The sequence below is a fragment of the Micromonospora sp. NPDC049529 genome (genome assembly GCF_055586685.1).
On the sequence record NZ_JBVJHT010000033.1, the window covers coordinates 21,559 to 34,221 of the forward strand.

16 protein-coding genes are annotated in these 12,663 nt (G+C 71.0%); 8 read left to right on the forward strand and 8 right to left on the reverse strand.

What is annotated here, in order from left to right; translation table 11 throughout:
- Positions 1 to 33: 33 nt before the first annotated feature.
- Positions 34 to 624 carry a DinB family protein gene (locus ACZ6QQ_RS35615; RefSeq protein WP_465882347.1) on the reverse strand — a complete coding sequence of 197 codons (591 nt, stop codon included), beginning with the start codon at positions 622 to 624 and terminating at the stop codon, positions 34 to 36.
- 342 nt (positions 625 to 966) lie between these two features.
- Positions 967 to 1,263: a hypothetical protein gene (locus tag ACZ6QQ_RS35620; RefSeq protein WP_465882349.1), complete on the reverse strand. Its 297-nt coding sequence runs from the start codon at positions 1,261 to 1,263 to the stop codon at positions 967 to 969.
- A gap of 462 nt (positions 1,264 to 1,725) precedes the next feature.
- Between ACZ6QQ_RS35620 and ACZ6QQ_RS35625 the strand changes: the two genes are divergently transcribed.
- From ACZ6QQ_RS35625 to ACZ6QQ_RS35635, 3 genes are all read left to right on the forward strand, one after another.
- The gene (locus ACZ6QQ_RS35625) at positions 1,726 to 2,460 is read left to right on the forward strand and encodes a helix-turn-helix domain-containing protein (RefSeq protein WP_465882350.1); all 735 of its coding nucleotides are present in this window, start codon (positions 1,726 to 1,728) and stop codon (positions 2,458 to 2,460) included.
- Positions 2,451 to 2,642: a DUF397 domain-containing protein gene (locus ACZ6QQ_RS35630; RefSeq protein ID WP_465882352.1), complete on the forward strand. Its 192-nt coding sequence runs from the start codon at positions 2,451 to 2,453 to the stop codon at positions 2,640 to 2,642. The genes ACZ6QQ_RS35625 and ACZ6QQ_RS35630 overlap by 10 nt, the downstream gene beginning before the upstream one ends.
- Before the next feature lie 65 nt (positions 2,643 to 2,707).
- On the forward strand, positions 2,708 to 3,550 hold the full coding sequence (locus ACZ6QQ_RS35635; RefSeq protein WP_465882353.1) for an alpha/beta fold hydrolase: 843 nt from the start codon (positions 2,708 to 2,710) through the stop codon (positions 3,548 to 3,550).
- Positions 3,551 to 3,618: 68 nt separating this feature from the next.
- Here ACZ6QQ_RS35635 and ACZ6QQ_RS35640 read toward each other — a convergent pair whose 3' ends face one another.
- The 3 genes from ACZ6QQ_RS35640 to ACZ6QQ_RS35650 form a co-directional block, all read right to left on the reverse strand.
- A complete protein-coding gene (locus tag ACZ6QQ_RS35640; protein ID WP_465882355.1) occupies positions 3,619 to 3,948 on the reverse strand; it encodes an antibiotic biosynthesis monooxygenase family protein in 330 nt (109 codons plus the stop codon).
- Positions 3,949 to 3,957: 9 nt separating this feature from the next.
- Positions 3,958 to 4,740: an exodeoxyribonuclease III gene (locus tag ACZ6QQ_RS35645; RefSeq protein ID WP_465882356.1), complete on the reverse strand. Its 783-nt coding sequence runs from the start codon at positions 4,738 to 4,740 to the stop codon at positions 3,958 to 3,960.
- A 112-nt stretch (positions 4,741 to 4,852) separates the two neighbouring features.
- Positions 4,853 to 5,779 carry a proteasome assembly chaperone family protein gene (locus tag ACZ6QQ_RS35650; RefSeq protein ID WP_465882357.1) on the reverse strand — a complete coding sequence of 309 codons (927 nt, stop codon included), beginning with the start codon at positions 5,777 to 5,779 and terminating at the stop codon, positions 4,853 to 4,855.
- 506 nt (positions 5,780 to 6,285) lie between these two features.
- Between ACZ6QQ_RS35650 and ACZ6QQ_RS35655 the strand changes: the two genes are divergently transcribed.
- A complete protein-coding gene (locus ACZ6QQ_RS35655; protein ID WP_465882359.1) occupies positions 6,286 to 7,314 on the forward strand; it encodes a peptidase M23 in 1,029 nt (342 codons plus the stop codon).
- On the opposite strand, the gene ACZ6QQ_RS35660 is transcribed toward ACZ6QQ_RS35655, so the two are convergent.
- Positions 7,295 to 8,275, reverse strand: a complete 981-nt coding sequence (locus ACZ6QQ_RS35660) for a delta endotoxin C-terminal domain-containing protein (protein WP_465882360.1) — start codon at positions 8,273 to 8,275, stop codon at positions 7,295 to 7,297. The genes ACZ6QQ_RS35655 and ACZ6QQ_RS35660 overlap by 20 nt on opposite strands.
- A gap of 203 nt (positions 8,276 to 8,478) precedes the next feature.
- On the opposite strand from ACZ6QQ_RS35660, the gene ACZ6QQ_RS35665 reads away from it, so the two are divergent.
- On the forward strand, positions 8,479 to 8,628 hold the full coding sequence (locus tag ACZ6QQ_RS35665; RefSeq protein WP_465882361.1) for a hypothetical protein: 150 nt from the start codon (positions 8,479 to 8,481) through the stop codon (positions 8,626 to 8,628).
- Positions 8,629 to 8,710: 82 nt separating this feature from the next.
- Positions 8,711 to 9,466, forward strand: a complete 756-nt coding sequence (locus ACZ6QQ_RS35670) for an EcsC family protein (RefSeq protein WP_465882362.1) — start codon at positions 8,711 to 8,713, stop codon at positions 9,464 to 9,466.
- Positions 9,467 to 9,479: 13 nt separating this feature from the next.
- Here ACZ6QQ_RS35670 and ACZ6QQ_RS35675 read toward each other — a convergent pair whose 3' ends face one another.
- Complete coding sequence (locus ACZ6QQ_RS35675; RefSeq protein ID WP_465882364.1) at positions 9,480 to 10,349, reverse strand: GDSL-type esterase/lipase family protein; 870 nt, start codon at positions 10,347 to 10,349, stop codon at positions 9,480 to 9,482.
- Positions 10,350 to 10,431: 82 nt separating this feature from the next.
- Positions 10,432 to 10,854, reverse strand: a complete 423-nt coding sequence (locus tag ACZ6QQ_RS35680; RefSeq protein ID WP_465882365.1) for a PPOX class F420-dependent oxidoreductase — start codon at positions 10,852 to 10,854, stop codon at positions 10,432 to 10,434.
- A gap of 101 nt (positions 10,855 to 10,955) precedes the next feature.
- On the opposite strand from ACZ6QQ_RS35680, the gene ACZ6QQ_RS35685 reads away from it, so the two are divergent.
- Positions 10,956 to 11,225, forward strand: a complete 270-nt coding sequence (locus tag ACZ6QQ_RS35685; RefSeq protein ID WP_465882367.1) for a DUF6343 family protein — start codon at positions 10,956 to 10,958, stop codon at positions 11,223 to 11,225.
- Positions 11,226 to 11,238: 13 nt separating this feature from the next.
- A complete protein-coding gene (locus ACZ6QQ_RS35690) occupies positions 11,239 to 12,651 on the forward strand; it encodes an NADP-dependent succinic semialdehyde dehydrogenase (protein WP_465882369.1) in 1,413 nt (470 codons plus the stop codon).
- Positions 12,652 to 12,663 lie beyond the last annotated feature (12 nt).

Sequence of the window (12,663 nt, forward strand, 5' to 3'; positions counted from 1 at the left end):
CCCTCGACCGCCCGCGTCGGCGGAATTCGGCGGCTAACCGAACTGGTCGGCGAGCTTTGTCAGCTTGTCGACGTACGCCGGCCAGTCGTAGTCGTCGGGGACGTTGGTGTTCCCCTGCTGCAAGCCGATCGCCCGGTCGTGCTGTTCGCGCATGATGTCGGCGTGACCCGCGTGGCGGGCGAGGTCGCAGGTCACGTGGACGATGATCCTTTGCAACGTCACGGCCTGTCCACCCGGCCGCCACCACGGCACCCGACCGGGGGCGTCGAGCGGTAGCTGTTCGATCGTCTGATCCGCGAACACCCGGACACGGCGATACAGGTCGATCAGCCCGTCTTTGGTCTCGTCTTCTCGCGCGTACCAGTCTGCCTGCGGGTCATCCTCGAATACCTGCGTGGAGACCAGTTCCTCGGGTGTCGGGAACTCGCGACCGAAGGTGGGCCCGAAGTAGCCGGCTTCGACATTGAGGCAGTGCTTGAGGACTCCCAGCAGGTTGTTCCCGGTCGCGGTGCGGGGCAGTCTGGCCTCGCGTTCGCTCAGTCCGTCGAGCTTCCAGATCAGGTCGTCGCGAGTCGCCCGGAGGTAGTGGTGCAGCGCAGCCTTCGGGTCGCCCAGGTCAGCCATGCCCACCAGTCTTCCTCATCCACCCGAGCCATTCGTTCTGGGCGCCGTCGTGAGGGTCGCTCATCGGCGTCTGCGTATCGGGACCCAGCCCATGAATCGGTCGAAGATCGCGCGGGGGTCGGGTGGGCCGTCCGGGTCGGCGTCGATCGCGGAGAGGTCGTTGAGGGCTTCGACGAACATGGGGGCGAGATGCAGGTTCAGGGCGAGTGTCCGGCCGTGGAAGCCGGCGAGGAGGTTCAGCCGGGCGTCGGCGCACGGCCACGGGTAGGCGTCGATGCGGCAGATCCAGAGTTGCGGTATCGGTGTGCGGAACGACCACTTCCGGCTGTGGCGGCGGCCCGCTCAGATGGTCGGGCATGGGTCGCATCCGAATGCGCACGGCGGTCGGCGGTAGCCGGGCAGGGCCTTTGTGCGGATGACGCCGACCCATCGTGTTCCCTCGGTGCCGTCGGGTCCGAGTTCGACGCCGACCAGTGCGATCCAATCGGTGCGGCCGAGGTTGACGTGCATCGGTAGGTGGGTGACCCGCAGGGTCAGTGGGCGGCCGTGGCCCCAGTCGTACGGGCCGTGTCCGAGCATGTAGGCGGTCGGGTCGACGGTGAACACGTCGCCGACCTTCACCAGGGGCTTATCGGTCATGACGGCCGCCGTTGCGGGGCACTCGGTATCCCGTGCGTTGCCCGAGGGTGAGCAGCGGCCCCAGGTTCGCCATCGGGTGGTCCGCCCGGGGCGGGCGGGACGACCCAGGCGGCTCGGCGGGTGGGGCGGTCGCCCGTGCCCCGGCGCTTCCAAGGGTCCAGGGCCACAGGCAGCCAAGCCATCGGCGGTGGTCGAACATCGTTTCTCCTATCCGTGCAAGCGGGCTGTCCGATGGGGAGGTGGAGACGGGCCCGCGCGACTCCCGCCCGTCGTTCGTACTGTCGGATCGGATTCGAGTGAAAGTGCCTGAGTTCTACCCTGGACTGAAGACCCGCAGCATCGGAATATGAACAGTCCGCAACGACCCAGACGCACCCACCGATGACAAGAGAAGGACGGGGAATGTCAAATCATCTCGGAGGATTGGGAAGAATCCTCAAGTTCGCTCGGTCCAGGTCCGCGATGACCCAGGACCAGCTTGCCGATCGCCTGCACGTGTCGACGTCGCTCATTGCCAAGTTCGAGACGAATCGACTCGTTCCGCAGTCCGACACGGCGCGGCAGCTCGATATCGTGTTCGACTCTGGGGAGCTGTTCCAGGAAACGGCCGCCGAGGCGCGGGCGATGGCCGGCGACTCGGTGTGGATCAGGCCGTGGCTGGACTACGAGGAGTACGCCACGATGGTCCGAAGCTTCGAGCTGACGGTGATTCCGGGTCTGCTCCAGACCGAGGCGTACGCGCGGGCCATCCTTCGGGATGCCGGGACGCGCGTGCCGGACCTGGATGCCACGGTGGCGACCCGGATCGCGCGGGCCGCCGTCCTGCACCGGGACGAGCAGCCGTGCCGGCTGTTCGCGGTGCTCGACGAGGCGGTGCTGCGCCGGTCCGTGGGCGGGCCGAAGGTCATGGCCGACCAACTGCACGCGCTCGTGCAGGCGTGCTCCCTGCCGACCGTCAGCGTGGTCGTGGTCCCGGCGTCGGCGGGCGCCTATCCGGGCCTCAACGGGCCGCTGGCGCTTGCCACCGTCAGCGGCCGGACCGTCGCGTTCCTGGATGACCCGCTGGACGGCCGGGTGGTCGAGGACCTGGACCGGGTCAACGCCCTCGAAGAGGTCTGGGAGTCGATCCGCGAGTACGCTCTACCCGGACGTCCGTCCCTCGAACTGATCATGGAGGCAGCGGAATCATGGAGCTGATCGACGCGCCGCGTTGGCGGAAGTCCTCCCGCAGCAACGGTCAGGGTGGCAACTGTGTGGAGGTGGCCGACAACCTTCCCGGTCGTGTGTTGGTCCGTGACACGAAGGACCGCGACGGCGGCACCCTGACCTTCGGCTCCGAGGCGTGGCGGGCCTTCGTCGGCTTCGCCAGGCACGGCTAGGTTCTGCCGCCCGGACCGTCCACATCGACCGTCGGGACCCAACGCGACGGTGACATCATTCCCGCATGACCGCTCCGACCTTCGTTTTCGTTCACGGCGCCGCCAGTAACTCGTTCACCTGGGCACCCATGCAGCGGGAGCTGGCCCTGCACGGGCATCGTTCGCTCGCCGTCGACCTGCCAGGACACGGGTTCGGCGCGACGTTCCCGGCGGCGTACCAGGCGCCGCAGGATCTCGCCGGACTGGCGACCGCGCCGAGCGCGATGGCCGGCATCGGGCACGCGGACAACGTGGCCCACGTCCTGGACGTGGTGAAGCGGGTACGCCAGCACGGGCCGGTGATCCTGGTCGGTCACAGCCGGGGTGGGTTTACCCTGACCGGGGTCGGCAATGCCGCGCCGGACCTGGTGGACCGGCTGGTCTACATCTCGGCGTGGTGCTGCGTCGACGACACTCCGGCCGGGTACCAGACCTCGGTCGAGAACGCCTCGTCCGCGTTGGCCGGCGTCGGCGGCCTGATCGCCGCGAATCCGATGGAACTCGGTGCGTTGCGCTTCAACTGGCGTACCGCCGACCCCGAACTGCTGGCAACGCTGCGGGAGGCGATCCTCGCGGACGGCACCGACGACGAGTTCCACGGATTCCTGAACACCCTGGAGCCGGACGAGAGCCTGGACGTCGGCGAGGAGCGGGCCGCCGCCGAGACCTGGGGCCGGATCCCGCGTACGTACGTCCGGCTCACCGCCGACCGGTCGATCCCGATCGCGCTCCAGGACCGGTTCATCGCCGAGGCCGACGCGCTGACCCCCGACAACCGGTTCGACGTCCGATCGCTCGACGTCAGCCACGCCGCTGTCCTGGTCCGCCCAGCCGAGGCAGCGGCCCTGCTCTCGTCACTGATCAGGTGACGAATGGCTGTCGGGGTGCTCTGGGCCGTAGCCGGGTCGAACCGGGCAACTTCCGATCGGTCGGGCCGTTACCCGGCCGTCGGCCCGGAGAGCTGTACGACCTCGAACTCCAGCAGGTTGGCGCCGGTGGAGACCGGCTTCGGGCGCTCCCCGGCGGGGGCGCCGCCCTGGCCGTGCGCCTCGCGAGCGGGGCCGGCGGCCCACGCCTGGTACGCCTCTTCGCTCTCCCACTTCGTGTAGACGAAGTAGCGGGTCTCGCCGCCCACCGGGCGGAGCAACTCGAAGCCGAGGAAGCCGGGCTGCTGGTCCACCGCCCCCTTGCGGGCGGCGAAGCGCCGCTCCAGTTCCTCGCCCGCGCCGGCCGGAACCTCGATCGCGTTGATCTTCACGACTGCCATGGCACCAGCCTAGGGCTTCGACCCGGTGTCGACCACGATCGGCGCGTGGTCGGAGGGGCCGGTGCCCTTGCGGGCCTCCCGGTCCACGTACGCCGAGGAGACCGTGTCGGCGAAGGTGTCGGTGGCGTACACGAGGTCGATCCGCATGCCCTTGTTCTGGTGGAACATCCCGGCCCGGTAGTCCCAGTAGGTGTACGGGTGCGGGCCCTTCATCGGCGTCGGCACCACGTCGCGCAGCCCGAGTTCGCGCAGGTCGGCGAGGGCCTGCCGCTCGGCCGGGGTGACGTGGGTCGATCCGACGAACAACGCCGGGTCCCACACGTCGTCGTCGGTCGGGGCGACGTTGTAGTCCCCGCAGACGGTCAGCGGCCGGTCCGGTCGCAGTTCGGCGGCGAGCGCCTCGCGCAGCGCCGCCAACCAGGCCAGCTTGTACGCGTAGTGCGGTGAGTCCGGGGTGCGCCCGTTCGGCACGTAGACCGACCAGACCCGTACGCCGCCGCAGGTCGCCGCGAGGGCGCGGGCCTCGGGTTCGGGAAAGCCGGGCTCACCGGGGAAGCCGACCACCACGTCGTCGAGCCCGATCCGGGAGAGGATCGCCACCCCGTTCCAGCGGCCGTCGCTGTGGCTGGCGGTCGTGTAGCCGAGTTCGCCGACCTCGGTGACCGGGAAGGCGCCGTCCGGGCATTTTGTCTCCTGGAGGCAGACGACGTCCGGTTGGGTGTCGGCGAGCCAGCTCAGCAACCGGGGGAGCCGGGCCTTGACCGAGTTGACGTTCCAGGTTGCCAGACGCATGTGCACAGCCTGCCGTACGCCGGGCCGGGTCGCCGGCCTTGCCGCGCCGTACGGCCGGTGGGCCCGACGGCGCGCGGCCGGTGGCGGAGTCGCCGCCGGCCGCGCGTGACCGTCAGGTGCCGGGGGTGTCCCCCGGGCGGGGGCCCTGCTGTTCGGCGAGGAACCGTTCCAGTTCCGCGCCGAGTTCGTCGGCGGTGGGCAGCGGCCCGGTCTGCGCGGAGAGCAGGTTGGCGCCGCCGCGACCGCGGGTGAACGCGTCGTACTGCTCCTCCAGGGCGTGCACCAGCGCGCCGGCCTCGTCGGTCTGGGCGACCTGCCGGTCGATGTCGGTCCGGACCAGCTCGGCTGCGGTGCGCAGGCCCTCGGTCGGCAGGAGCAGCCCGGTGGACCGGGAGATGGAGCTGAGTAGCAGTTCGGCGGCGGCCGGGTACTCGGTCTGGGCCACGTAGTGCGGCACGTGCACCGCGAAACCGACCGCGTCGCGTCCCTGCTGACCGAGCCGGAACTCCAGCAGGTGTCCGGCGCTGCCCGGCACCTGCACCCGCTGCAACCACGGCTCGTGGCCGGCGATCAACTCGGGTCGGGTGCCGTGCGCGGTGACCCCGGTGGGCCGGGTGTGCGGGACCGCCATCGGGATGGAGTTCAGCCCGACGGTCAGCCGTACGCCGAGCCGGGTGGAGAGCGCGATCACGGCGGCGGTGAACCGTTCCCACTGCATGTCCGGTTCGGGGCCGGTCAGCAGCAGCAGCGGCGTTCCGGCGTCGTCGTGCAGCAGGTGCAGTTCGAGTTTGGGATCTTCGTACGACTCCCAGTGGTCCTCGACGAAGATCATGGTGGGTCGGCGGGAGCGGTAGTCGAGCAGCTGGTCGATGTCGAAGGTGGCGATCGGCCGACCTTCCAGCGTCGACAGGAGCTGCTCGCGGGCGAGCCGGGTCGCGTTGCCGGCGTCGGTGAAGCCGGTCAGCGCCTGGATCAACACCGGCTGACCCAGCTCGGGCAGGTCGTCGGTGAGCTGGTAGAGCTCGTGCGGATCGAGCACCGGTAAGGACCTCCTCAACGGGATGCGCCTACGACAGACGACACCTCGGTGTACGCAACGCTTCCGCCATCTTGGTCCATTCCGTCCGGCGACTCTGTCGCCCCCCTTGAGCATGACTCGCGAACGGCGCTTCGGGCAGGGGCCGATGGCGTCGGTTTGCATCCGACAGCCCGGAGAACCCGACCGTACGCCCACCCCCGCGCGCCGGCCACAACACCTCTGGCCAGGCGACTTGTCTGAACGGTGGAGACCGAAAACACCGAACGTCCCAGTATCGGTCAACTTAATGGTGGAGGTGGGTGGTGATCGCTGATCTCGCCTGGCGATTCGAAGGTAAATGCCTGGATGGTCCGTCGATCGGGCTTTCGGAGGTATGACTATCTTGCCGGAGATGGTGGCTCGGATCCCCGCCTGTCGGTCGCTGCCCGGTTGACCGGCCGACAAGTGTGGCGAGGGCCACCGCATCACCCTGCGTAGTCGCGGTTTTCCGTGCCTAGCCTCGTCGGATGCGTGACGACGACAGACTTGACCCCAAGGAAGACGCCGTAGGCACCACTGACCGTTCGGACGAGGCGGCCTCCGTCGAGCCGGTTGCCGGCCCGTCCGGCGAAGACACCGACACCCACGGTCGGCTCGGCCGGCTGGCGACCGGGCTGCGGAGCGCGACCGGCACCCGGATCGGCGGACTGCGGAGCGTGACCGCCACCGGAATCGACGGACTCCGCCGGGCGGCGGCCGTCCGGACCCTCGACCTGTGGACCCGGCTGCGGGCCCTCGACTCGCGTACGTTGCCCCGGCTCTGGGGCTCGCTACGGCAGACCCGCCCGGTGCCGCGTACGGTCGCCGTTGGTCTGCTCTGCGCCCTCGGCCTGCTCGCCTTCACCCAGGGCCGGATCGTGACCGGGAACACACCCGCCGAGAGCGGGTCCGCCGCCGTGCGCGACGCGCTCGTCGAGCGGGCGCAGGCCGAACCCGCCTCCCGGTCGGAAAAGCGGGCGGCGCCCAGCCCCGACCCGGACGTACCGGCAGCGGCGCAACCCACCCCGAGCCCGGCGGCTCCCGACCGGCCCGCCCCGCCGCCGGTCGACCCCGGCCCGGTCGCCGGCCTGACCGGGGTGCAGATGGACAACGCCAAGGCGATCGTCCGGACCGGCCACGACATGGGCATGCCCCGCCGGGCGCTGATCATCGGGGTGGCGACCGCGATGCAGGAGAGCAACCTGCTCAACCTCGCCAACGACGCCCTGCCCGAGTCACTGAACCACTCGCACCAGGGCACCGGCTGGGACCACGACTCGGTCGGCCTGTTCCAGCAGCGGACCAGCAGCGGCTGGGGCCCGGTCGACAAGTTGATGGACCCGGCGTACGCCACCGCCCAGTTCTTCAACGCGCTGCGGCGGATCCCCGGCTGGCAGCAGTTGCCGTTGACCGAGGCGGCGCAGGCCGTACAGGTGTCGGCGTTCCCCGGCTACTACGCCCAGCACGAGGGCGCGGCGACCGAGGTGGTCGACGCGATCATCCCGCCGAACCGGTGACCACCATCCGGTCCAGGTCGGCCGTACGGCTGCGCCGGTTGCCGAACTCGACCGAGTTGGTGCCGGCCCGCAGTGACACGGTGACCGAGACCGCCGCGACCGGATCGTCGTCGGAACCGGTGTCCGCGAACGACACCTCGGTCTGCTGACCGTTCACGGTGACCGTGCCGGACCGGCGCTGGCTGCTGGCGTAGTACAGGGTGAGTGTGTAACGGCCGGCGGTCGGCGCCGTGAGCTGCGAGAACCGGACCGTGTTGGCGGACCCGTCACCGATGTCGGTGACCACCGATCCGCCGGAGGCGCCGCTGCGGGACCGGACGCCGGTCCGGCCCCGGCGTTCCGCCGCCGGCCCCTCGGCCTCGACCGACACGGTGAACGCGGTCGGCGGCGGCACCGGCGGCGGAAGCAGGGCCGGCTGGTTCGGCTCCGGCGCTGTCGCTGGTGGTGCCGCCGGCACCGCGCCGCCGACCGTGGGTGTGGCGACCGCCGGGGCGCCGGTCGGGGTGGCGATCGGTGTCCGGGCCGCGCTGCGGCTCGCGGCCGCTGACCGGCTGCCGCTGTCGGGAGTGCCGCTGACCGGCGCCGTGGCCGACGGCGACCGCGGGTCCCCGGCTCGGGTGACGGCCGGCGGGGCCGGCTGCACCTGCCGGTCCGGCCCGGAGCCGGACAGACCCCGGTCGAGCAGCACGGGTACGCCGACCGCCGCCGCCACGGTGGCGACCGCGACGAGCGCCGTGACCCGCCAACGCCCACCACGGGTCGGGCCGCGTCGCCCACCCCGTCGTCGGGAGCCCTCCCGCGCCGGCGGGACCGGACCCGACGGTTCGGGGTCGGTACCCGGGATCACCGGGAGCAGTGCCGTCGCGGCCGCGTCCTCGGGCCGGACCGGTCGGCGCCCGGTCGGCGGCAGCCACCCGCCGATCCGCAGCGGTACCGGATCCTCGTCGCCTGTTCCGGCCAAGTTTTCCTCCGTATGCGTCCCGGACCCGTCCAACGCCCGACGACGCTACCGCAGCCGGTCCGGTGGCCGAGCGCCCGTACGGCAGCGAACGGTCGATGCCCCGGCGGTGATCTTCGCGCCCACTTTGGACTGATTCCCCGTCCGGTTCGGTGTGGCGCTCGACCGGGGTGGGTACAACTGAGGGACAACGAGAGGGGTACGAGATGTCACCACTGGTACAGCGGCTCAAGACCTTCCTTCAGTCACCGCGCGGACGGCAGATGGTCGACCGGGGTCGGCGCGAGCTGGCCAAGCCGAGCAACCAACAGCGGTTGCGCCAGCTCATGGCCCGATTCAACGGTCGTCGCCGCTGACCGCGCCGGTGGGCGCCACCCCTACCGGACCTGCCCCCTCCCGCCCGTCCGATGCCCGCGCAGCGATCCCTCGGAGTGTCCCGTGACCGACTCTGAACCCGCCCTCGCCCCCCGTCCCGACCCGTCCCCGGACCTTCCCGGAGCTGACCCGGCCGACGCCGGGGAAGCCACCGCCGCGCCACCGGCCGGACTCTGGGAGCGGATGCGCGAGGACCCGCAGTACGCGCCGGAGCACCTGGCCCTGGAGGCGGTCCGCCGGCTCGGGCCGGAGGCGCGGGCCTGGGCCGACTCCACCCGGGCCAGCCGTCCGGAGCTCGACCGCGACGGGTTGGCCCAGCTCGCGACGAGGCGGTTCGTCGCTCGGGCGCGACTGTCCGGTGCGGTCTCCGGGGCCGCCGGACTGCCCGGCGCGGTGCTCGACATCGGGGTGCTCGCCTGGACCCAGGCCCGGATGGTGCTGCACATCGCGGCCGCGTACGGCCTCGACCCGGAGCACCCGGAACGCGCCACCGACCTGCTGGTGCTGCAGAAGGTGCACAAGGTCGCCGAGACCGCTCGGCTGGCCCTGGGGGTGGCCGCCGGGCGGGAACGCGCCGGGGCGCTGTTCGGGCGCGGCAACACCCCGCTGCGCCAGGCGGTGCTGCGGCTGAGCGTACGGCTGGCCAAGATGGCCGGAATCCGGGCGGCGAAGCGGGTCTTCGCGAAGGTGATCCCCGGCGCGGCGATCATCCTCGGCACCTGGGCCAACTCGTCGGCCACCACCGACCTGGCCAAGCGGGCGGTCGAGCTCTACGGCCAGCGCGCCGCGATCACCGCACCCGCCCAACGCGAGCCCTGATCGAACGGGGCGATCAACCGGCGAGGCCGGAGGCTCCCCAGGTGACCTCGGCGAGCTTGTTCTGGCCGTCCACGTCCGGGTGGAAGTAGTCCAACCGGTTCAGCATCTCCAGGCTGAACTTCACCTGGTGCACCGCACCGCCGTCGTGCCGGCAGCGGGATCCGTACGCCCGGCAGGCGGCGACGAGTTGCTTGTTGTACGCGTCGATCCGGGCCCGGAACACCGAACGGCGACTCGCGTCGGCGGCGGCGGTCGACGTCGGGTTCGCCAACAGGGCCGGGCAGATGCCCCGGTTCCAGACCCGGACCACCTGGGTCTCGGGGTGGCCGATCTCCCAGAGCCGGTACAGGTCGGGGATGCTGACCACCAGCACCCGAGCCTTCGGCCGCCCCTGTTTGAGTACGGCCAGCGCCCGGTCCACCTCCGCCCGGAACTGGGTCACCTCGGTCATGTCCTCGATCCGGCTCCGGCAGGCGTCGTTGGCCCCGATCAGCACGGTCACGTAGTCCGCCCCGGCGTTCACCGCCGCCGTCGCCTGCTCGGCGAGCTGTCGTGCCCGCGCGCCGGCCGCCGCCTGGTTGTGCCCGTTGCCACGGATCGCCGGGTTGGCCTCCAGCAGGCGCCGGTAGTGGCTGTCGACGCGCAGGCCGTCCCCGGACGACCAGGAGTTGCGCTGGCAGTTGCTCAACACCAGGCAGGTGCCGAAGCCGGTGCTGATCGAGTCGCCGAGCGCGGCCATCGACGCCGGCAGGTCGGGGCGGGCGGAGGGGGAGGCCGGCGGTGCGGGACTGGGTTGCCCGATCCCGCCGCCACCGCTCTCGCAGGCCAGCGCGGCGAGGGCGAGCAGGGCGACGGCGGCCGTGGTGGTCCAGCGACGAGACACTGTTTTCCCCGGTTCTTCAGCGGAAAGCACGGGTGCGGTAACTCTACGCTGACCCCGGCTATGGTCGGAACACCCTGTTCTGTCAGCTCTGCGGTTGCACCGCGCCGCCGGTCACCGCCACGAACCGGGTCGGTCGGATCGTGACGACGACCCGGTTCGGGATGTCGCTGATCTCGCCCTCGGCGCCGTACCGGCGCTGGAGGGACTGGTAGAACGACGCCTGCTCGTCGTCGGAGTCGACCGACTCCACCACGCCGCGCACCTCCAGCGACCGGTAGCCGTCCTCCGGGTCGGCGACGGAGAGCGACACCCGTGGATCGTGCGACAGGTTACGGAACTTCTGCCGCCCCCTGGTGTGGGTCATCCGGATCCGAGCGCCGTCCCAGACGAACCACATCACACTGCTCTGCGGGGAACCGTCCGGGCGGACCGTGGACAGGTGGGTGAACAGCGGCCGGTCGAGCAGGTCCGCGTGGCTGGTGGGAACCGTGGGATCAATCGTCATGATCTCGTTCTACCCCGCTGCGGCAGCGGCTACAACCGGAACCGAGGCGCCCGGAACACCCGAACAGGTTAACCGGCGACCCGGCCGGGTAGTTCGACCAGATGGCGGGAAAATCGCAGCCCACCGGAGCGAGGGGGACGGTCGGGCATCCGTACAGCGCGCTCAATCTGCGCCTGGTGCTGGCCTCGTTCGGGCTGGTGGTCTCGGCGGGACTGGGTGTGCTCGTGGTGCTGACCGGCCACTGGGTGCCGGCGGTGATCCTCTTCGTGCTCGCCGCCGTGGCCATCGTCGACCTGGTGGTCATCCTGCGTCGACGGGCCCAGCGACGCCGGGAGGAACCGCCGGGCACGCGCCACTCGCTCTTCGAGTAACAAGGGGTACGACATGTCGATCGCCACCATCAACCCGGCCACCGGACAACTGCTCAAGACGTACGACTCGATCTCGACCGAGGAGGTCGACGCGGCGATCGGGCGGGCCGACGACGCGTTCCGTACGCTGCTCGCCACCACCTTCGCCGAGCGCGGCCGGTGGATGAACGCGGCCGCCGACCTGCTGTTGCGGGAGTGCGACGAACTGGCCCGGCTGATGACCGTCGAGATGGGCAAGACCTTCGCCTCGGCCCGCGCCGAGGTGGCCAAGTGCGCGTCGGCCTGCCGCTTCTACGCCGCCAACGCCGAGAAGATGCTCGCCGACGAACCGGCCGACGCCGAGGCGGTCGGCGCCACCCGCGCCTTCACCCGCTACCAGCCACTCGGCCCGGTGCTCGCCGTGATGCCGTGGAACTTCCCGCTCTGGCAGGTGATGCGGTTCGCCGCACCGGCCCTGATGGCCGGCAACGTCGGCCTGCTCAAACACGCGTCGAACGTCCCGCAGACCGCGCTCTACCTCGACGAACTCTTCCGCCGGGCCGGCTTCCCGGTCGGCGCCTTCCAGGCCCTGATCGTCGGCTACGAGGCGGTCGAGCAGGTGCTGGTCGATCCCCGGGTCAGGGCCGCCACGCTCACCGGCAGCGAACGGGCCGGCCGGTCGGTGGCCCGGATCGCCGGCCAGGAGATCAAGAAGACGGTGCTGGAACTGGGCGGCAGCGACCCGTTCGTGGTGATGCCGTCGGCCGACATCCAACGCGCCGCCGAGGTCGCCACCACCGCCCGCTGCCAGAACAACGGCCAGTCGTGCATCGCCGCCAAACGGTTCATCGTGCACACCGACGTCTTCGACGCCTTCGCCGAGGCGTTCGCCGCCCGGATGGACGCGTTGCAGGTCGGCGACCCGATGGATCCCACCACCGACGTCGGTCCGCTCGCCACCGAGCAGGGGCGCATCGACGTCGAGGAGCAGGTCGACGACGCCGTACGGCTCGGCGCGCGGGTGCTCTGCGGTGGGCAGCGCCCGGACGGCGACGGCTGGTACTACCCGCCGACCGTGGTCACCGACCTGACCCCGTCGATGCGGATGTGGACCGAGGAGGTCTTCGGCCCGGTCGCCGGCCTGTTCCGGGCGCAGTCGTACGAGGAGGCGATCGAACTCGCCAACGGCACCAAGTTCGGGCTGGGCTCGAACGCGTGGACCACCGACCCGGACGAGCAGGAGCGCTTCGCCCGAGACCTCGACGCCGGCAGCGTCTTCATCAACGGCATGACCACCTCCTACCCCGAGTTGCCGTTCGGCGGGGTGAAGAACTCCGGCTACGGCCGTGAACTGTCCGCGTACGGCATCCGGGAGTTCTGCAACACCAAGACCGTGTGGGTGGGCGACGGCACGGCCGGCGGTGGCGCCGGTTCGCACAGCGAGTAACGCCCCTAGGCT